14 protein-coding genes are annotated in these 21416 nt (G+C 48.0%); all 14 read left to right on the forward strand.

Annotated features, from left to right (window positions below):
* Positions 1-2 precede the first annotated feature (2 nt).
* Positions 3-299: a DNA-directed RNA polymerase subunit beta gene (locus EV294_RS17020; RefSeq protein ID WP_132308826.1), complete on the forward strand. Its 297-nt coding sequence runs from the start codon at positions 3-5 to the stop codon at positions 297-299.
* A gap of 179 nt (positions 300-478) precedes the next feature.
* Positions 479-1021: a CDP-alcohol phosphatidyltransferase family protein gene (locus EV294_RS17025; protein WP_207918158.1), complete on the forward strand. Its 543-nt coding sequence runs from the start codon at positions 479-481 to the stop codon at positions 1019-1021.
* 169 nt (positions 1022-1190) lie between these two features.
* On the forward strand, positions 1191-1619 hold the full coding sequence (gene fabZ / locus EV294_RS17030) for a 3-hydroxyacyl-ACP dehydratase FabZ (protein ID WP_015847330.1): 429 nt from the start codon (positions 1191-1193) through the stop codon (positions 1617-1619).
* Between the two features lie 246 nt (positions 1620-1865).
* Positions 1866-3578 carry a phospho-sugar mutase gene (locus EV294_RS17035; protein WP_132308830.1) on the forward strand — a complete coding sequence of 571 codons (1713 nt, stop codon included), beginning with the start codon at positions 1866-1868 and terminating at the stop codon, positions 3576-3578.
* A gap of 67 nt (positions 3579-3645) precedes the next feature.
* Positions 3646-5748, forward strand: coding sequence for a DUF5693 family protein (locus tag EV294_RS17040; RefSeq protein ID WP_132308832.1), 2103 nt, complete (start codon positions 3646-3648; stop codon positions 5746-5748).
* A complete protein-coding gene (csaB, locus tag EV294_RS17045; RefSeq protein ID WP_132308834.1) occupies positions 5712-6866 on the forward strand; it encodes a polysaccharide pyruvyl transferase CsaB in 1155 nt (384 codons plus the stop codon). The genes EV294_RS17040 and csaB overlap by 37 nt, the downstream gene beginning before the upstream one ends.
* A 58-nt stretch (positions 6867-6924) precedes the next feature.
* On the forward strand, positions 6925-7635 hold the full coding sequence (locus EV294_RS17050; RefSeq protein ID WP_132308977.1) for a WecB/TagA/CpsF family glycosyltransferase: 711 nt from the start codon (positions 6925-6927) through the stop codon (positions 7633-7635).
* A gap of 105 nt (positions 7636-7740) precedes the next feature.
* On the forward strand, positions 7741-8877 hold the full coding sequence (locus EV294_RS17055; RefSeq protein ID WP_132308836.1) for a glycosyltransferase family 4 protein: 1137 nt from the start codon (positions 7741-7743) through the stop codon (positions 8875-8877).
* A 405-nt stretch (positions 8878-9282) separates the two neighbouring features.
* The gene (locus EV294_RS17060) at positions 9283-13320 is read left to right on the forward strand and encodes an S-layer homology domain-containing protein (protein WP_132308838.1); all 4038 of its coding nucleotides are present in this window, start codon (positions 9283-9285) and stop codon (positions 13318-13320) included.
* Between the two features lie 527 nt (positions 13321-13847).
* Positions 13848-16532 (forward strand): S-layer homology domain-containing protein, encoded by a 2685-nt coding sequence (locus EV294_RS17065; RefSeq protein ID WP_132308840.1) that lies wholly within the window; start codon positions 13848-13850, stop codon positions 16530-16532.
* A gap of 220 nt (positions 16533-16752) precedes the next feature.
* The gene (locus EV294_RS17070; protein WP_132308842.1) at positions 16753-18849 is read left to right on the forward strand and encodes a hypothetical protein; all 2097 of its coding nucleotides are present in this window, start codon (positions 16753-16755) and stop codon (positions 18847-18849) included.
* Between the two features lie 131 nt (positions 18850-18980).
* Positions 18981-19478, forward strand: coding sequence for a hypothetical protein (locus tag EV294_RS17075; protein ID WP_132308844.1), 498 nt, complete (start codon positions 18981-18983; stop codon positions 19476-19478).
* Positions 19479-19592: 114 nt separating this feature from the next.
* Complete coding sequence (locus EV294_RS17080) at positions 19593-19868, forward strand: alpha/beta-type small acid-soluble spore protein (RefSeq protein WP_132308846.1); 276 nt, start codon at positions 19593-19595, stop codon at positions 19866-19868.
* A gap of 269 nt (positions 19869-20137) precedes the next feature.
* Entirely contained in the window at positions 20138-21346 is a 1209-nt protein-coding gene (gene metK / locus EV294_RS17085) for a methionine adenosyltransferase (protein WP_015847319.1), read from the forward strand.
* The last annotated feature ends 70 nt before the right edge of the window (positions 21347-21416 follow it).

Here is a 21416-nt window from a genome sequence, read left to right on the forward strand (position 1 = left end):
GTATGACGGATGAACGGGCGGTTCTGACGCGGAGCGCGCCGAAAAATCAGGAGAAGCCGCCAGTTGAGGAGAAAAGCAAAGCGGTGGGCGGCGACCAATCCGAGAAAAAGCAGCGTTCCACAGGTGCGCGGATCACATTTTGGATTTTGCGCAAAAGCATTGTGCCGGTCATCATGGTCATTATGCTCATCACCGGTCTGTATGTCGGGTATGCGGTTGTAGGCAAGCAGCCGGGCAGCGATGTATTCCATTGGGAGACCTGGCAGCATATGTACGATCTGGTTTTCTCCGATACGTAGAACATGAATATTTATTAATGAAGGGCTGTTTCCGGAAGTCATTGTGTTATGGTGACTGGGAGCAGCTTTTTTTGGTTTCCCGCGGACGGTTGGTGCTGTTTTCATTTTCATATGGTAGTTGTATAATGATTGGGAACCTTGCATGGAAGAAACGGATAAAGGTAGAGGGGCGTGCGCGTTTGAATCTGCCGAATTTTTTAACGTCGCTGCGTTTTGCAATGATCCCTGTCTATGTCGCGATATTCGCGCAGGGACACATGATTTACGCCTTTCTGGTTGTCGTGGCAGCAGGCCTCACGGATATACTCGACGGGTATATTGCCCGGCGCACAGGGCAGGTAACGACAGTCGGCCAAATGCTCGATCCGCTCGCAGACAAGCTGATGTTCGTTTCCGTCATCTTATCGCTACTCCTTGCCGACCACATTTCGTGGGCAGCGGCAGCAGCGATCTTTTTGCGCGATTTGGGAATGATAGCCGGAGGCATGGTATTTCACTTTAAAGGGAAAAAGACCGTGCCGGCGAATTGGATGGGCAAACTGACAACGGTGTTGTTTTATATCGGCATCATGTTTGTATTTCTGGAAGCACCGTTTGCAGCAATGTACTTGTGGGCAGTTATTGCCTTCTCGTTCCTTACGGCGATCGTGTACATCATTTTGTTCCAGGCGCTGAACAAGCCGGGCTCGGGTCCGAACAAGACCATCGGGCCGGAGCAATAGGGAGCAGGCAGCAGGCACACAAAGAGGCTTGGCCCGTGGATTATCGATATCCGCCAGCCAAGCCCCCTTATCTTAACCTTCACAACCTGCAGTTTGATGAAGGGTACTACTAGTTTTCGTAATGTAAACGTATTTTATACCTGTTAAACCGTGAAAGGAGCGAATATTCATGCTCGACATTAACCAAATTCAAGAAATCATTCCTCACCGTCCGCCGTTTCTGCTCGTGGACCGCATTACGGAGGTAGAGCCGGGCGTCCGCGCCGTAGGCATCAAGAACGTAACGATGAACGAACCTCATTTCGTGGGACATTTCCCCGGATATCCGGTTATGCCGGGCGTACTGATTGTTGAGGCTCTTGCGCAAGTAGGCTCCGTTGCCATGTTGATGGTTGAAGCAAACCGCGGCAAGCTTGGCTTCTTCGCCGGCATTGACGGTTTCCGTTTCCGCGGTCAGGTGAAGCCGGGCGACACGCTTGAGCTGGAAGTGGAAATCACTCGCCTTAAAGGGCCGATCGGCAAAGGGAAAGCGACAGCGAAAGTGGACGGCCAAGTGGTTGCGGAAGGCGAGCTTATGTTTGCCTTGTCGGAGCGCTAAAACATAGCGGAAACCGAATTTTTTCTGGTGATAAAACCTACCTCTAAACGCGGTCGCTCATCTTGAAAGGGCCTCGATAGAGGTTTTCTCACCACAATATAGAATGAATAAGTTCCAGGATAGTGGAAATTGACATTCAATTTGGCGATAAAACCTACCTCTAAACGCGGTCGCTCATCTTGAAAAGGCCTCGATAGAGGTTTTCTCATAAAGAACTTTCTAATTAAAAAGGAGTGAGGCTGTTTAATGAATCAAAATGAAAAAGCAATGGAACGCTATCAGGCTTGGTTGATCGACGCGATTATCGATGAGGCTACGAAGGAAGAGCTTCGCGGTATCGAAGGACATGAAAAGGAGATTACGGACCGCTTCTACCGCGATCTGGAATTTGGAACAGGCGGCCTCCGCGGCGTCATGGGCGCGGGCACCAACCGTCTGAACGCTTATACCGTAGGCAAAGCTACGCAAGGTCTCGCGAACTGGCTGCTCTCCCTTACGGAAGGACAACCTTCCGCGGTAATCGCTCACGATTCGCGCAACAACTCGCCCGAGTTTGCGCTTGATTCCGCTCTCGTCCTTGCCGCTAACGGCGTAAAAACCTATCTGTTCCCGTCGCTTCGTCCAACGCCACAGCTCTCCTATGCGGTACGCGCGTTAGGTTGCTCCACGGGCATCGTCATCACGGCGAGCCACAACCCGCCGGAATATAACGGCTATAAAGCATACGGCGCGGACGGCTGCCAGCTGATCCCCGAAGACGCCGAGCAAGTTATCGCTTCGATCGGCCGGGTGACCGGTTTTGATCAAGTGAAAAGAATGAGCCGCGAGGACGCGGAAGCGCAAGGCCTTCTCGTATGGCTTGACGCGCAAGCAGACGAGCAATACACGGATACCGTTGTTGCGCAAAGCTTGAACAAAGAGCTGCTGCAAAGCGGCCTTGGCGAGAAATTCAAAGTCGTCTTTACGCCGCTTCATGGTTCGGGCAACCTGCCTGTCCGCGAGGTGCTGCGCAAAGCGGGCTTCAGCAATGTTCATATCGTAGCCGAGCAGGAGCAGCCTGACGGTTATTTCAGCACGGTCAAATCGCCGAATCCGGAAGAACGCGAAGCGTTTACGCTTGCAATCAAGCTTGCCCAAGAGATTGACGCGGACATTATTATGGGTACGGATCCCGATGCCGACCGCATGGGTGCGGTTGTCAAAAACAATAATGGCGAATATGTCGTCCTGACAGGCAATCAGTCGGGCGCCCTGATGATTGAATATGTGCTCAGTCAATTGAAGGAGCGCGGCCAGCTGCCGGCTAACGGCGTCGTAATCAAGACGATCGTTACCAGCGAGATGGGGGCCGATATCGCTCGTTCTTACGGCGCTGCCGTAGAGAATACGTTGACTGGCTTCAAATATATTGGCGAGAAAATGACTTCTTACGAGCAAACGGGCGAGCATGCTTTCCTGTTCGGCTATGAAGAAAGCTACGGTTATTTGACTGGCGACTATGCCCGCGACAAGGATGCGGTTGTTGCTTCGTTATTGATTTGCGAAGCGGCGGCATACTATAGCAGTCAAGGAAAAACGTTGTACGACGTTCTACTCGAGCTGTACGCCAAGCATGGCTTCTACCTCGAGGGCCTGGAGTCGCGTACGCTGAAGGGTCTTGACGGCGTGCAGCAAATTGCCGGCATTATGAATGACTGGCGCAACAATCCGCCTGCCGATATCAACGGGGTGAAGGTGGAGAAGGTGCTTGATTACCTCGGCGGACTTGACGGTCTTCGTCCGGAGAACGTACTGAAATACATGCTCGCCGACGGATCGTGGTTCTGCCTGCGTCCATCCGGCACGGAGCCTAAGATTAAAGTGTACTTCGCCGTTCGCGGAGAGTCCACGGAGCATGCGGCCGAGCTGCTTGGCAAGCTCCGCGGCGCCGTCATGGAACGCGTAGACAGCAAAGCGTAATCCGCGCGCCGGGTTATGACTGATCAGATAGGGATTACATTCGCAAGTGATTGAACGGAGGATTATTGTGCTTCAACGTTGGCAGCAATGGAACCGCAAAGCGATACTCTGGCTGTGGGTTATTGCAATTATTGGCGTGATCGCCGCAATGCCGATCGGTATGAATCGAATGAATATGGAAGCATCCTCGAAGTCCGTGGAATACGTATTCGATTATCGCGATCTGGTTGAAATCTCGGAATACCAGACGCGGCCGCAGCAGTTTATCGACGAGCAGCTTGAGAAAATGAAAGGCGCCGGCATTACGACAATGTCCCTGTACGAAAGCTCCCTGAAGGAGCTTTCCCAGGCCGGACGCCTGAAGTATTACAGCTCGAAGGATATCGCTCTGCTTCAAAGCAAGCTGGAGCCGGTAGGGCAGAACTTTACTTACATTCTGTTCAGCGGCCCGGAAGAAGAAGAAAAGATTGGACCGATCATCCGTCAGGCGATGGATCATGCCGGTGCCACATACCGCCCTTGGTCCTTTGACGGCCGCAACGGCCTTGTTGTTGAACTGCCGCTGCAATCCGTGCAGCTGCAGCCGATGGATTTTGACCCGATGACGCTTCAAACCCTGCATGACAAGGGCTTTCACATTCTGGCCCGTTTCTCGGACCGCGTGCTGCCTTACGATGAGGCCGCAACGGATGCGCAGCTGGCCCGTCTGAAGGAAGTCGGCGTAACGCGCGTATTGTTTGACGGCGCTACGGTGAAGGGCTATAAGGATCAACCTGTGCTCCACAGCCTCAATTCGTTCGCTGAATTGCTTAACAAATACGGCATGGGAATCGCAACGATCGAGAACTTGAAAAAACCTCAATCCGGCATAAATAAATTAGCATATATTACAAATTATAATATCGTGCGCTTGTATTCCCTGTCGGCTGAAGACGCTATCGGCAAATCGCCGGAGGTGCTTACCGACCGCTTCCTGCTTGCCGCGAAGGACCGCAACATTCGGATGTTCTTCCTGAATGCCGGCGTGCAGACAAGCCTGGAGAAATCGGCCGTCGTAAGCGGTCTTGATAATCTCTACATCACGATGAAGGGCAAAGACGGCCTGGTGCAGCGTTTGACCGATGCCGGCTTCTCGCCGAATCTGGCGCAGCCGTTTGACGTGAAGCATCCGTCTTATATCAAGCCGCTTAAGATGGTCGTAGCCGCTGGCGCGGTCGCTCTGATCGCGCTGCTGATAAACGTATTTATCCCGGGCACGCTGATTCCGCTTTATTTGATCGGTCTCGTGGGCGCGGCTGGCCTGTTCCAGATTAACAGTCCGCTTGCCGAGCAGGCGCTGGCGCTTGGAGCGGGCATCAGTGCCCCGACCCTTGCGCTAGTCTGGGTCATGAATCGCGTCTATGCCCGTACCGAGGGTAGTCTCCGCACGGTGGGCGGAGCTGCTTGGAATGGACGAGCCGGCGCTTCCGGCGAAGGCAAATGGGTGTTCGAGGGGCTGACAGCCCGCCGCCGCCTTGGCCTCGCGGTCACCTGGTTTATCGTAACCGCGCTGATTTCGCTGATGGCGGTACCGTTTGTATTCGGTCTTTTGAACAATATTACGTATAGCATGGTGCTGCAGCAGTTCCGCGGCGTCAGCCTGCTTCATTTGGCGCCTATCGGCCTTACGGCGATTTACGTGCTGCTCTATACCGGCAACTCTCCGGTACGCCGCATCCGCAAGTTTGCCAATATGCCGATTACGGTGTTTATGGTCGTTGCTCTCGTGGTAATTGCCGTAGTAGGCATGTATTACCTGTCGCGTACGGGCAACGAGGGCTCGGCTTCGTCGCTGGAGCTGACGTTCCGCAACTGGCTGGAGCAGACGTTCGGCGTTCGTCCGCGGAGCAAGGAATTCCTCTTGGCGCATCCGCTGCTCCTGGCCGGTCTGTTCCTGGCGCTTCGTTACCGCGCAGCGTGGGTGTTCATTATTGTAGGCTCGATCGGACAGCTGTCGATGGTCGATACGTTCGCTCACATTCATACGCCGCTGTACATTTCGATTATCCGCGTCTTCCTCGGTCTTGGTCTTGGGGCGATTATCGGTCTGATCTTGATCGGAGTGTGGCAAGTGGTGGAAGGGGTATGGCGTAAATGGTCACCGGGACTGATAAAAAAACTTTCCGAGTAGTGATCTCCGGCTATTACGGTTTTCGCAACAGCGGCGATGAAGCGGTCCTCCGCTCCATCCTGCTGGCGTTAGCCGAGCAGGGCGAGGCTAACGGTATTCGCATTCAGCCGGTCGTGCTGTCGGCCGACCCGGCTTGGACAAGCCGCATGTACGGCGTGGAAGCCGTCCGGAGGATGCATCCGAAGGACGTGCTGAACGCGCTCCGTGCAAGCGACGGGCTGATCAGCGGCGGCGGAAGCCTGCTGCAGGATGCCACAAGCGCCAAGACGATTCCGTATTACACCGGAATCATCAAGCTTGCCCAATGGCTTGGCAAGCCGACGTTTATTTATTCGCAAGGGATCGGGCCGGTAAACCGGCGCTGGATGGATCCGCTTATCCGCTCGAGCATGCGGAAAAGCGCTTATGTGTCGGTGCGGGACGCCGAATCCGCCGAGCTATTGAAGCGGATTGGCGTTGCGCCTGGCCGGATCGAGGTTGTACCCGATCCGGTAATGGGGCTGCCGCTGCCGGCTGGCGCGGCAGCGGGGCGGGCGCAAGCCGCCGATGATGCGGCGGCTGTGCCCGTGCTGGGCGTGTCCTTGCGGCATTGGCGCAAGGACGGCGCCGATCTTGGCCGCGCGGCAGACGCGCTGGCCGAGCTTGCCAGCCGCCGCCCGGTGCGGCTGCGGTTCCTTCCGTTCCATACGCCGGACGATGCGGAAGCATCGAAGCTGGTTATGGAACGGCTCAGCGGCAGGCTCGCCGAAGGAAGCTCGGCGGAGCTGGCCGCCTCTGGCGACGACCCCCAGCAAATGCTGCTGGAGGTAAGCCGCTGCGACGCGCTGTTCGGCATGCGCCTGCACGCGCTCATCTACGCGGCGAACCAGATGGTTCCGATGCTTGGCTTATCGTACGATCCGAAGATCGATCAGTTCCTTCACCGTCTTGGTCTAACGGCGGTCGGAACGACCGAACAGCTTGATCCGGCTGCCTTCGCGGACAGCGCCGAACGGCTGCTGGGCGACGCAAACGGCTGGAAAGAGAAGCATCGCGAAGCGATCGAACGATTAAGACAACAATCGCAGCAACCGGCGCAACAAATCGCGCAGTTATTGCGTCAAACCATATCGAGGTGATTTTCACTTGTCGAAACAAGTCCCAACGGTGCCGATTTACGGAATTCCATTCTCCAAGATGAGCATGGACGAGACGGTCAGTTATCTAACAGAAGCAATTGTACAGAAGCGCCAGACGCATGTCATTACGGCTAATCCGATTATGGTAATGTCGGCTGTGGAAAGCCAGGATTACTACAAAATGATGAGAAAAGCCGAGCTTATCGTACCGGACGGTGCGGGAGTCGTATGGGCGGCCAATTATGTTGGAACCCCGGTGACAGAACGCGTAACGGGCTTTGACCTGTTGCATCGTCTTATGCAAGAGGGCGAGAAACGGAAATGGACAGCTTATTTGCTTGGCACCTCGCAGGAAATTATTGAAGCGGCGGCCGAGAAGCTTCAGCTGCAATATCCGCAGGTTCGCATCGTAGGCTGCCGCAACGGCTACTTTGGCCCCGACCAGGACGCGGAAGTAATCGAAGCGGTTCGGCAGGCAGCACCGGATTTACTGTTTGTGGCAAGGGGTGCGGATACGCAGGAGCCTTGGATTGCCAAATATAAGAAGCAGCTTGGCGTCCCGCTTATTATGGGAGTTGGAGGAAGCTTCGATATTATTGCAGGCAAGCTGAAAAGAGCGCCAGTCTTGTTCCAGAAGCTGCGTTTGGAGTGGTTTTACCGGTTATTACAGGAGCCGAAAAGGCTGCCAAGAATGATGGTATTGCCGAAATTCGTCGTGAAAGTGGTTCGCGATAAAGAAAACGTCAAGAAACCACGCCCTACTACGTAATAACCTCCCAAAACCGTTGAAAATACGTGAAAACGGGATTTGGAGTTTCTTCTTCTGTCGGAGTATAATTCACTTCGGTAGAAAGAAAAAGGGGAGCTGCACAATATGCCAGCAGGCTTACTGTACACACTAGGATTTATCATATCTCTAATAATAGCTCTAGTTATGACACCGCTAGTTAAAAAATTCGCTTTCAAGGTTGGAGCGATCGATAAACCGAATCACCGCAAGGTACATACGCGGATTATGCCCCGTATGGGCGGTCTCGGGATCTACCTTGCATTCGCAGTCGGATTTCTCATTCTGATGCCGTTTATTCCGGACGGATTGCTGAACCACGAGGGAGAGAATCTGATCCGCGCCGTTCTGGTTGGCGGTACGATGATTATCCTCATCGGCGCGTTTGATGACCGCTTCGAGCTGTCGGCCAAGGTAAAGCTGGTTGCTCAAATCGCTGCGGCATGCGTAGTTGTGTTCGGCTTTGGCGTCAAGATCGACCTGCTGAACGTACCGTTTGGCGCAACGATGCAGCCGATCGAAGCATGGGTATCCATTCCAATTACGATTTTCTGGATTGTGGGCGTTACGAACGCAATCAACCTGATCGACGGTCTGGACGGGCTGGCAGGAGGAGTCTCCGCCATTGCGATCGGTACCATCCTCGTGATGGCGATCATCATGGGCAACGTGCCAATTATCTTGCTCAGCGTTCTGCTCTTGGGCGGTATCGTTGGATTCCTGTACTTCAACTTCCATCCGGCCAAAATCTTTATGGGCGACTCCGGCTCCTTGTTCCTGGGCTTCTGCCTGGCGATGCTGTCGATGACGAGCTTTAAGCAGATTACGATCGTATCGTTCGTAACTCCGCTGCTTATCATCGGTGTACCGCTGTCCGATACGTTCTTCGCGATCATTCGTCGTCTTGTGAACAAACGTCCGATCTTTGCGCCGGACAAAGGACATCTGCATCATTGTCTGCAAGAGCTTGGCTTCAGCCATCGCAAGACCGTTCTTATCATCTGGAGCGTGGCTGCGGTGTTCGGCGGATTTGCGGTTCTGCAATCGACCGTCGTGCAATCATCCTCCGCGAATTGGATTACATTTATCGTGATCTGTCTGGTCATCTTCAGCCTTCAGATTGGCGCAGAGCTTATCGGGATCGTGGACAAAACGCGCCGTCCGCTTATCAACTTCTTAAACCGCATGTTCCGTCCGAAGGTAGATGCGAGAAGCTCGAAATAATCGTTATTTTATTACATGTGTGCAAAAAGGTTGTTCCAAGCGGCAAACGAAAGTTTGCTGCCGGGACAACCTTTTTGCCGTTTTAGTGGATAAGGCTCTGCTCGGGTCTTATGGTCACCCCACAGGGTCCTATCTATTTGTACGAAGAATTTAGCCTAGTGATTGATAATCATTAAAATTTCTTTATAATTCCAATCTGCCAAATGAACTAACATTTTAGGGCCAGGGGACCGATAACAACAGTACAGAACTATTCTTCAACCGAAGACAGTGAGGGAGGAAATAAATCGGAACATACAGCTTACTTACAATCGGCCTCTAATTGCAATGTCAACCAGTTGGAACCGTCGATCGTTCAATTATTCATTAACGCTAACAGCCATTACATAAAGGAGGATCATCGTTTTGAAAAAGCTATTATCCCTTGTGCTGTCACTGGCGCTTCTAATTACGCTGCTGCCGCCGTTTAGTACACCGCACAAAGCATCTGCAGCGGGAACGTATTTTATGTTCAACAACGAGATGTATGCAGCTAAGGACGCACGCATGACTACCGATAAGTACGTCACACTGACAGGTACGATTAATAGTGTTGTAGGCAACTCGATTAGTTATAGTGTCTACAATATTAAGAGGAATGACCCGACTGAGGCTCCAGTCAAAAGTATTGAGAATCAGACCTCCAACATCAAGCTGACTGGCAACAATCTCACTGTGACTAACTTGGAGCTTTATCCGGGTCTGAACAAGATTACCTTTAAAGGGATTTATGGTACGTCAACCGTCACAGAATCCATTTACATCGAATATCGCGATAACCCGTTGTTATATGACTTGACTGCGAATATCCGCGGTGTTCAATATAGCATTCTGGAGGACGCAACAACGATTCTTCAATCTCCTATGTCGGAAGGCAAAGATAGTGAAGATATTTCAATCAGTGGTGTAGCGCCGAATGCAACGAAGGTTACTGTTGTCATGAATGGCAAGAGTTACGAATACCGGGTTTCCGACGCGGGAGATTATAAGTTTATCGCCTCTCCGCTCAATATCAAGGCGGGTAAAAACATTGTCACGATTCGTGTCTCGAATGATAGTCAGACCATTGAAACGACAAGAGAGCTTGCGTTTTATAACGGTAGTGTTACCTTTTACGATGTGAATTTGACGGACGGAACAAGTACGGCTGACCTTTCACAAGGACCGGATCTTTCCGTTGATACGGATAGTACTGATTCTTTAACACTTACAGGCAAAGCGATTGTTCCTGTGCAGCAGGTTTCGGATATAGCCGATGTTATATCGAAATTTATATTTGCACCTGACGCTCAATTTACTTCTACTCCGACGATTAAGGTTACTCGAACTACTCCGGATGCGGGAACATATAAACCATCGGATAAATTTATTACGGTCGAGTTCTCGTCGGACCTTGGAAGCATTAATGCTTTTACTGCAGAAAAAAATTATACCTTTAATCTGAAAGGATATAACGTCGTAAAGAAGCAGACCGAACAGTCCGATACGATGACGTTCAAGCTTCATAACAGTACCAATCCTTATATTTACGACGTCAATTATTTGAATGGATATACGTCCGATATGAGCACAAAGGCATCGCAGCTTCAGTCGCTTGTTGGCACGGATATCGAGAACGCTAATATTTTCGCGCTCCCGATGGGCGTTGAAGTTTTGATCGGCAACTATTCTTCGTTAAGCGGTTCTTATACGGGTATTATGAGCCTCGCAGACTCTTCGGGAGCTGTACAAACAGGTTCCTTCCGTCAGCTCGGCTTTGAACAAGTCGTTTACCGCAATGTTAATGGAGTATCGCGTCCGTTCCTTCGCGTATTTATGGAAATATCCAAGATGCCGTCCGCCGGTACGCAGAATCTGTATTTTAAATTAAAAAACGATACGGCTGGCATGAAGAAAGTAACGGTTAAGCTCCTTTATGGCCCTTTTGCGAAGTACGACAGTATTTATGATGGTTTAGTTGTTAAGTATGATACAACTTTGGGCGATGATGCAGGCAAAACCTTTTTGCTTAGTCAATTAGGTCAATTTGCAGGACAGTTCTCCAACGTAGCTAACGAGAGTGATATCGTATTTTCGAAACAGGCCACTTCGACCAAACCGCAAACTGTATATTTCTACTTAAATAATGTTGCAATCGGTTTGACTCAGGGTTCGTCTTTGTCTCAATTCAGAATAGATCCTGCAGACGAGGAGCTTGCATTTAATATTTTGAACAAGACAGGCGAGAATACGATTCGTATTGTATTCAACACCGCGAAGAACAATTACGAGAATACAGTCAAATTTAATATCGTGCCGACTAATTTGCCTACCATTCCGGCACCGAATACGGATGGGGTTTATCCGTACAGTATCAGCAGGACTGAACCTTTACCCAACGATCCGAACTTTACAAAGGTATCAAGCTTCTTCTCCACGAAGGAAGCTCAGATGAAGGTATATGGTACATTTGCCTTTCTTGACCTGGGCGAAAGACCTGATCTTATTCAGAGTAAAGTAACGGCTTTGGGAGGGTCGAGTACCAATTACATCTTGCAGATCAGCTCTCCGAATTTCAAAAGCGATATCGAATGGAATTTATCCAAGGAATTCACAGTGGTATCAAATGGCGTACGAATCCAAATCGTAAATCCAAGCACGCCAAGTCAAGATAATACAATACCGAATCTTCAAGTTTTCTATGATGTGAACGGCAAGTATTTCTACTTTATCCTGGACAATCAGGAAGTTCCGGATGATGGCAGTTCGCAGATTTATTTGATAACCGTATTTAATACCGGTAAAACCGGTCCTCGCGCGACGTATCGCCTGCAGGTGGATCCGATCGCTATTCCTTATACGGTACTCGCGCCAGTCTTGGAAGAGCGTAATCTGAATCAGAACTATGTGGATGTTATTATCACATCGCCTGGCGCGGAAACGATGACTATCAACAAGATCGCCGCGAAGAAAGTTAATTATTTGGATTATTCTAATGATCCGGTTAATCCGACGCCTATTGAATCGTTTAAGGTACGCGTAACGGGATTGAAAGAGAATAAGGAAACAGCTATCCCAATTGTCATTACGAGAGGTAAAGACAAGATTACCGATACGCTTAAAGTAAACTATCAGCCTGCTAATATTCCAGGAGCTCAGTACACGGAAACAATGGCGACTTCTCACAAGGCTTTTAATGGCAGCCTGGCGCTTACTTTTCCAAAGAATACAAAGCTGATCCGTCCTTCCTACAATTCGACGGCAAGCAACTCGAGTCAAATTTACAGCGGCAATCAGCTGCTGTTCGGTATTGCCAATCCAACTGACGGTATTGTCAATCGTTATGAATATCGGAAACAGCCGGCGGATTTCTGGCTGGAGAACCAAACGGGTAGCTATATTATGAGTAAGTATTTCTCGGAGCGGTTTATTAAAGTCAGCCCACTGTTCTGGATTGACGGTGGACAGGCTGATGATAACAGCACGCCTGGGTATGATCCGATTACGACAGGATTAGATCCTTATCCGTATCCGATGGTGCAGGGAGATCCGGATAAACAATTCTTTTTAAGACGTAATAATAGTAGAGAAGTGGTTCCTTCTCAGATTGGTTCATTAACATTGTCCTATGATCCGAGTATTGCGCAGGGAGCGGGTACAGCCGTAACCGTATTCCGTTACGATCCGGTAGAAGATTTGTGGGAGAATATCGGCGGCACAGTTGATGAGAAAAAACATACGATTAAAGTTCCATTCAGCAAATTTGGTTATTATGTGGTAAGCAAACTTACTTATGGCTACAACGATATTAATGATCATCCTTATGCCCGTGAAGCAATGGAAGCCATCTTCTCTAAGGGGATTATGAATGCTTCTGATCCAACCGGTATTTTTGGGGCTGATCAATATGTGACCCGCGGCGAATTTGCGCGAATGATTGTTAAGGCGCTCAACATTCCTCTGAATTATGCGGGGACTCAGCATTTTAGCGATGTGATCGTGGATACAAATATCAATCCCAAAGCACTTTATGATTATCGTTTTATTGAAACAGCAGCAAGAGCCGGTATCGTCAGAGGCACGCAACCTAAGAGCTTCCAGCCTGATTCGAGCTTGACACGTCAGGATGCTACGGTTATTCTTGCTAAGGCGCTTAACCTGAAGCTTGAGACCAATGCAGCCAAAGCGAAAGCAGCTTTGGATAAAGCTTTCAAAGATTCGGGAAATACAGATTACTACGCTATCCCATCCATTCTTGCCATTCAAAAGAAAGGCTTCATTCAGGGTTCGATGATCGATCCGAATGATAAGAAGGCGGGATATGTATTTGAACCAAGAGCAAGACTTCTGCGGAGTGACGCAGCAATCATAATGGCTAAAGTCATGGCGAGCAACAAAACATTGCCTGCTATTTACGCGAATTAATGGGGTAGAGCAGCTCGGCTCTTGCCGATCTGCTCTATTATTAATTTTTATTAATTGCTACTAATTTCTAAAGCAATATTTTCTATAGTAAGTTTATCCTTGGTAAATGTTTTGCAATGACGAGATTGATAGGCCAAGCTATACTAAGTACATACCTAGGGAAGGGTAGCAATACATAAACAACCGAATCGAAAAAAAACTCAGAACTTTTTTTGAACTGAGCGCAACTTTTTGAGCTACTGTGCGTTTAATTACATGACATTGCAAAAACGAGGCATGTAGTACCTTGGGACTACTATTCTTGCTCCAAGTGGAATGATTTCTCAACTTCCTCTTTACGCTGTGGGTAGCCCATTGTATAATGTTAAAGTGGTAGGTCTTCTCTAGTAATATATTTATATGGTTTTTTCGTAGGTTTACGAGTTTCTGCGACATGTTCTTACATAGGGTTGAAGCATGGAAGCAGACATCATTTATATTATTTTATTAATTTATGCTCTTAACTCGGGGAAGGGGGTGAATCGGCTATGAGAAAAACGAGCAATTCATTTTCTAAACAAAACTCTCAACAACCGAAGGCATTTAGAGGAGGAGAAAAAAAGGTTATGAAGAAAAGTTTACTTTCGCTGGCACTCGCTGGCTCCATGCTTTCCGCTTTGGCAGTTCCTGCATTTGCAGCTACTCCATCTGACGTAGTTGGCAAACCAGTACAATCCGCAGTTGAGCAACTGACTGCACTGGGTATCGTTCAAGGTTATGCTGACGGTACTTTTAAACCGGACAACACGATCACTCGTGCTGAGCTGGCTAAAATCGTTATCGTTGCAACTGGTAACGAAAGCTCCGCAAACCTGATGGCTAACACAGCTCCTGCGTTCAAAGACGTTAAAAAAGGCGCTTGGTACACAGGTTACATCAATGCTGCTGCAGCTAAAGGCTTCATCCAAGGCTACAACGGCAAATTCCGCCCTAACGACACTATCAAGTTCGAAGAAGTAACTGCGATCCTGGTTCGTGCTCTTGGATACCAAGACAAGTACCTGTCCGGCTCGTGGCCTTACAACGTGTTGCTTCAAGCTGACGAAGTTGGTCTGTTCGAAGGCGTTGATGCAGCAAACGGTACAAACGCTACTCGTGGCGTAGTTGCTGAACTGACATCCAACACTTTGGATAAACAACTGGTATCTTACAATGCAGACGGCGATCTTGGCTACCTGCTGGTTGATACTGACGGTGACGGCAAAGGCGACGCTGCTAAACTGTTCATCAGCAAACTCGGCGCGTTTGAACCAGCTAACGTATTGACAGCTGGCGCACTGAACTCCAGCGGCCAAATCAGCCTTGGTGGTAAAAGCGTTGCAACTGCAAAAGAATTCTTCGTTACTGGCGGCAAAAAACTGTCTGAACTGTTGGGTCATACAGTTAGCGTCCTGAAAAACAAAAACGGCGAAGTTATTGCGGTAACTGATGCTCAAGAAGCTGGTAAAATCGTTAACGCTTCAACAGATGTGGACACAATTACGCTTGGTAGCACAACTCCTGCAGTTCCTGCTGATCTTACATTTAAAGTAAACAACGGAGCTGCTACTTACACAGCTACTGCTGATGTGAAAGTGTTTGTGAACTCCGTTGAGCAAAACTTGCCTTATACATTCACTAATGACCAAGATGTTCAATTGCTCTTGAACAGCAAAGGCAACGTTCAAGCGATTCTCGTGAGCACTTGGAAATCTGACAATGTATTTAAAGAAGTAGTTTCCTACTCCACATACAGCAGAATCATCGGTAAAGACGGCTATTCCGTTAAAGTGGATGCTAACACAGCAATCACTCTTGACGGTAAAGCAGCTAAACTGGCTGATCTGAAAGAAAACGACATTGTTAACTATGTTGTTAACGGCGACACTGCTCTGCAAGTAGTTGCGACTCGCAACGTTGTAACTGGTAAACTGCAAGCTGTTGGTAATGACGGCAAAGGTAACGCAACTTACACAGTTAACGGCACAACTTACACTCAAGCTGGCACTCAAGTTTCAGCTCTGACTGCATCCGCAATCGGTACTGAATATGCGTTTAACCTGAACAAAGATGGTAAAGTGGTATACTACGCAACTACAACAGCAACAGCTGCTGCTAACTATGCAATCATCTTCACAGCTGATAACAAAGCTGACCATAGCGGCTACTCTGTAATTAACAATGGTGTAGTTGAAGGTGGCTACTATAAAGTAGTTTACTATTCTTTGAAAGATAACACTAAAGTTACTGCTTACACTAAAGATGAAGACTACACTGCTGGTACACTGGTACCTCTGAAAACAGATAGCAATGGTCTTTTGACTCTTAATGTAGGTGATAAAGATTCTAACAATGTTGCTATTGCTGATGACGTTGTAACTAGCCTGACTGGTACAGCTGTAACTGCAGTTGATTCGACTAAAGTAACTGCTGGTACAACATATCGTCTGGATAGCAGCACTGTTTACCTGAAATTGGGTGTGAACGCAACTACTCCAGCTGACTCTACAGTAACTGCTGCTACGGCTGCTGACGTAACTAAAGGTGCTACGATTGCTGTTCGTTCTAACGACACTGGCGTTGCTCAATACGTAATCGTTCTGGGCAGCGGCTCTGTAGACCAGTTGGCTCAAGCTCAAGGTCTGTTCATCAGCAAATCCTTGACTGCTACAACTACTAACGAAGCTGACAATGTTTACACTATTAAATTGAATGTTAATGGTGAAACTAAGTCGTTCAACGTAGACAAAGCAACATACCTGGCAACTTACGCTGATAACGATGTGGTTACTCTGACTGACGCTGCTACAGGCGCAGGCGCTGGAGACGGTAAATACGATGCTAAAGCAATCGCTACTGCTGTAGCTAAGACTCCGTATAAACCAGCTGTTGTAGATGATCCTGCAACTCCAGCAGACGAAACTGCACCTGCTGTTCCTGCAGATTTGTCGGTAACTGACATCAGCGGTAAAAAATTGAACTTCCTGGGTGCTCCATATGTTGTAACTGGTGCTACTCAAATCTTCATTAAGAAAACTGATGGTACTATTGCAACTACGAACTTTACCGATGTACTTGTTGCAGCAGATAACCTCGGTGTAGGTTCTGGTAAGTATGAAGTGAAACTTGCTGGTACTGGTACTTCTTACAACGGTAACAATGAAGCTGGCGTGATCCTGATCACTGCTCACTAATTGCTTCTTCGTAACCATCTAGAAAGCTGAGAGCTTTGCTCTCAGCTTTCTTTTTATTTTCTAGAGAATCGTTCATACATAGTTCATATAAACACGTTATAGTTACTTGTATAGGCGGATTCAGAATGCAGAGGGCGAAACATTTTTGAAAGTGCCGAAACTTATAGGATTCCATTCTCGTCTATTTAAGTAAATCTAATTATACGGAGTGAATGTGACAATGCGGAAAAGCTTTAAACGATCGACAATGCTCGTATCTCTCTTCGTCGCTTTTGTGATGCTTCTAAGTGCCATTCCGGTATCTTTCGCGGCTGCGACAACGGCATCATCGGTTAATAAGAAGGTGTACATATCAGGTAATTCCTATGTGCAGCTTACGGATGCCAGCTTGATCCCAAGTGTTAACGGCGCTACGGCCAGCTTCACATTTGAATTTTATAACGGAAGCAGTAGTCCTATTAATCTTGTCGATTACTGGGCACGATTGAAAACAAAAAGCGGCACAAAATATACTCTCACGCTGCTAGATAAAGCAAACAAAAAGACGGTTAGTCCAAAGTCGAGTACAACTCTTACTTTCTACAGTGCCGTAGGCTCGAAAGTGACAATGGATCAACTCATTCTTAACTTTGTGAAGTTTGACTTCTCTGTTTCCGGTTATGAGAAAACAATCGGTCAATTTACATTCCCTGCTGGCTACACAAATGACGTAAAGGCTGGTGGATATCGAGCGGTTAAAGTTGGCGGCTCCAGCGTGAACATGCGCGTGAATAAAACAACGGTAGGCAAGACAGTGGATAATTACTCGGTCAATCTAACTTATGTAGCACGTAATACAAGCCAATTTGGAGTTAACCTCCCAGAGTATAACTACTATATTAAAACTTCGGTAGGCCTTTATAAATTGACATTGAAAGATACGACAGATCAAAATCTGCTTTTGGCCCCCTCGGTACTTAATACAATTGAATTGACAGGATCTATCCCTAATACCGTACCGACATCCGGATGGAAATTCATTGTTACCCAAAAAGTAACGGCTGCTGATAATACGCAAGTTGAGTTGCCTGTCGTTTCTTTCGTAACACCAGTATCCGTTGGTAATACCAGCACTGGCACAGCAAAACAAACCTTTACGGATGCCAATGGCACTTATAACATTGAATTACAATCTGTACAACGCATGCCTTGGAATAATGAAGATAACGTAGTAGCTAAACTTGCAGTGAAGAATAGTGGTACGACATACCTGCCATTGCCTGATCTTACAGGTACCATGCAGCTTGATGACTCGATCACACTGACTAGCCAAACGGTTAAAAATGCCGGAGATATCAGCATCGCACCAGGCGCTACTACTACGATGACTTTCATAGGCAAACTGCAAACCGGATATAACTGGAAGAAGTTCGAGCTTCAATTAAACGAGAAATCCGGTAATGATACGGTCGAGGTAGCCGAGGTTACGAAGTCTGATATTACACCTATCTATTCGGTATCTTCAGGCAGCGTGTATACTCAAAAATCGATTGGATCTGAAATGAGCGTGAAAGTAACGGATGTGCGTACTTACAGTGGAGATACAAACGATCTTTATGCGGTATATCTTGATGTTACGAACAACCAGTCCAGAAGCAAAACAATGCCGCAATGGACGGGATACTTCAAATCGGCGAACGGTAATTATTACGACGTTACTTTTGTAAAAACAGCTACGACAGTCTCACCAGGCTATAAAGAGCAGGTTATTGCTTATACACAGCTTCCTTCGAATGTAAGCCGCGAAGGCCTACAACTGTTAATGGGTGAAGCTATCGACACAAATGGATTGCTGAAAGGTGCAACAGGAAATCCTACCGGTTATATCCGCGGCGTTTTGTTTGGTCTACCGGCCGAAACGGCAATCAATAGTAACAAAGGAATCAAGATTGGTCCATATACAGTAGATCTTACTCAATTCAGTATCTTTGTTCAAAATGAACTCAATGTTGTTATCAATCTGGCTAGCACAGTTAATCGAGATTACAACTATGATGGATTCACGCAATCCAAGCTGCAATACGAATTGGTATATGAGCCAACTGGCGATGTATTGTGGACGCAAAATGTTAGCCTGGAAGGCAAAGCAGATAACAGCCTGCAATGGAAAGTCGGCAATAACATGAACGAGATTACTCAAAAGCAAACCGAAAATAAATATTGGAGCAGCTATACTTTAAATGTGTATGAAGTGCTAAACGGCAACAAGAAAAAGCTGTTCTCCAAAGATGTGAAATTTGCTCCATCTTATAACTGGTTAGATGAAACGAACAACTAATCTAGTTTATGAGGAAATTTTAAAGTAAGAAATAACTGGTTAATCCCATTCAAATCTAGTATCTTAATAGAAGATACTAGATTTGTTTGTGTAATTTTGCGTAATTGCGTTATGAAAGGAGCTTGTCGAAATTGAAGAAGTATGCACTACGGATTGTACTCGCTGTTGTTCTTGTAGGAGCAGGCATTATTGCTGGGGTAAACTGGCCGACAACCCTTGAGGCGGAATCCAATGCGGCTGTGCCGGGTTCTGCCGATGATCCGGTCGTAACCAAGAGCTATGTGGATGAACAGATTGCCAAAGCTGGTGGTTCTAACGGAGGCGGAACAACGCAGCCGGAAACCGGCGGTGCAAGCGCGAAGCTTAACGTTGTATCTGTCCCTAACGGAAAAATCCTCATTGCGAACGAAGGTACGGAGGTTGTCGTGCGTTCAGGTAAAGCCGTTGTATATAGTACGGACGCTAATGGTATTGCGGATTTGACGGATGGCAAAGATTTAACGAACGGCAAATCGATCACGGCTAACCATCATATTTTGTTCCCGCGCGCAGGACGTGGTATTACTACTGCTCCTACCTATAAAGGTTCGTTGACTGTATTGGTACGCGGCAGCTACGTAATTCAATAAGCTTGGATGTTATAGAACATTTTACCCGTACAGTAAATAAGTTATACGCTTCAAACCGCCCGGAAGAACACACAATAAAGCCACGTTCCTAATTTAAATGGAGGTGTTCTTATTATGAATCGTCGTTCTTCCAACAGAGTGGTTGTACCGGAGTGTAAGGAAGCGCTGAATCAAATGAAGTATGAGCTTGCAGCGGAGCTTGGCTTATTTGCTTCTCATGGTGTGAGTGTTGGTGCTGACACAGAGTTTGCTGACGAGCTTGGCGGAGTAAGCGGCGGTACTCGGATCCAGTGGCGGGAAGTGACTAGCCGCGATGTCGGTTCGATCGGTGGCAGCATTACACAGCGTCTTGTTGCCCAAGCCGAAAAAGTGTTGAACGGCTACGTTTAAATTCTAAGCGTTATAAGTTTCTTCTTATAAATACAGCTTAAATTCTCCGGTTTGAAACGCGTTCTGCCGGTTAAGGCCGGCGAAGACGTTTCGACCTTGAGCGGAATCTTATATTGTATCAAAAATTGGTATCCGTTGACACCAAGCGACATTTTCGGTATTATACTGTTTTAGAGAGTTGTCTAACAACCTTTTCCTACGGGAAAAGGTTCATTTTTTGTGTAGGATGTCTGCACTTATTTCATACTAGCTGTAGGAGGTTGATACGGATGTCTGTAAAAGGTCGTCACTTGTTTACATCGGAATCGGTTACAGAAGGCCACCCGGATAAGATTTGTGACCAAATCTCGGATGCTGTTCTGGACGCGTTTCTGGAAGCGGACCCTTACGCTCGCGTAGCTTGCGAAGTTTCGGTTGCAACTGGTCTTGTACTTGTTATTGGAGAAATCAGCTCCCGTGCTGATTATGTCGATATTTCCGCTATTGCTCGCCGTACAATTAAAGAAATTGGTTATACGCGTGCAAAATACGGTTTTGACTCCAGCACTTGCGCGGTGTTGACATCGCTGAATGAACAATCCGCGGATATCGCGCAAGGCGTTAATGCTGCGCTTGAGAGCCGCGACGGTAAAGACGTTCAGAAGGAAAACGAAGATATCGGTGCCGGCGACCAAGGCCTGATGTTTGGTTTTGCTACGAACGAAACTCCTGAGCTGATGCCTTTGCCAATCGCATTGTCGCATCGCATCGCTCGCCGCCTGTCTGAAGTTCGTAAGAACGACACGCTGGGCTACCTGCGTCCGGACGGCAAAACGCAAGTTACAATCGAGTACGTGGACGGTAAACCGGTTCGCGTAGACACAATCGTCGTATCGACTCAACACGCTGAAGAAATCTCGCTGGAGCAAATCCAGAAGGATATCCTTGAGCATGTTATTAAACCGGTTGTTCCTGTTGAATGGCTGGATGAGCAAACGAAATACTTCATTAACCCTACAGGCCGTTTCGTAATCGGTGGTCCTCAAGGCGATGCTGGTCTGACTGGCCGCAAAATCATCGTTGACACTTACGGCGGTTATGCACGTCATGGCGGCGGCGCATTCTCCGGTAAGGATCCAACGAAGGTTGACCGTTCCGCAGCTTATGCAGCACGCTATGTAGCTAAGAACATCGTTGCAGCAGGTCTGGCTGACAAATGCGAAATCCAATTGGCTTATGCGATTGGCGTAGCGCAACCGGTATCGATCAACGTTGACACTTACGGCACTGGCAAAGTATCCGAGGAGCTTCTGGTTGACGTGATCAAAAAGAACTTTGATCTTCGCCCAGCGGGCATTATCAAAATGCTTGACCTTCGCCGTCCAATCTACGCTCAAACAGCTGCTTACGGTCACTTCGGCCGTACGGATGTGGATCTCCCTTGGGAGCGCGTGGACAAAGCAGAAAACCTTAAAGCAGACGCGCTTGCTGCGAAATAATTGCTTTTTAAGCAAAGTCTTGAATCTTCGGATTCAGGGCTTTTTTGTTGTTCATTTTTTGGGAAGTGCA

Source organism: Paenibacillus sp. BK033 (assembly GCF_004345425.1).
Classification (GTDB): domain Bacteria; phylum Bacillota; class Bacilli; order Paenibacillales; family Paenibacillaceae; genus Pristimantibacillus.

Coding starts and splice junctions, on each gene's coding strand:
- EV294_RS17070 (WP_132308842.1), top strand. CDS start 16,753: ATGCGGAAAAGCTTTAAACGATCGACAATGCTCGTATCTCTCTTCGTC.
- EV294_RS17020 (WP_132308826.1), top strand. CDS start 3: ATGACGGATGAACGGGCGGTTCTGACGCGGAGCGCGCCGAAAAATCAG.
- csaB (WP_132308834.1), top strand. CDS start 5,712: ATGGTCACCGGGACTGATAAAAAAACTTTCCGAGTAGTGATCTCCGGC.
- EV294_RS17055 (WP_132308836.1), top strand. CDS start 7,741: ATGCCAGCAGGCTTACTGTACACACTAGGATTTATCATATCTCTAATA.
- EV294_RS17050 (WP_132308977.1), top strand. CDS start 6,925: ATGAGCATGGACGAGACGGTCAGTTATCTAACAGAAGCAATTGTACAG.
- EV294_RS17065 (WP_132308840.1), top strand. CDS start 13,848: ATGAGAAAAACGAGCAATTCATTTTCTAAACAAAACTCTCAACAACCG.
- EV294_RS17080 (WP_132308846.1), top strand. CDS start 19,593: ATGAATCGTCGTTCTTCCAACAGAGTGGTTGTACCGGAGTGTAAGGAA.
- metK (WP_015847319.1), top strand. CDS start 20,138: ATGTCTGTAAAAGGTCGTCACTTGTTTACATCGGAATCGGTTACAGAA.
- EV294_RS17035 (WP_132308830.1), top strand. CDS start 1,866: ATGAATCAAAATGAAAAAGCAATGGAACGCTATCAGGCTTGGTTGATC.
- fabZ (WP_015847330.1), top strand. CDS start 1,191: ATGCTCGACATTAACCAAATTCAAGAAATCATTCCTCACCGTCCGCCG.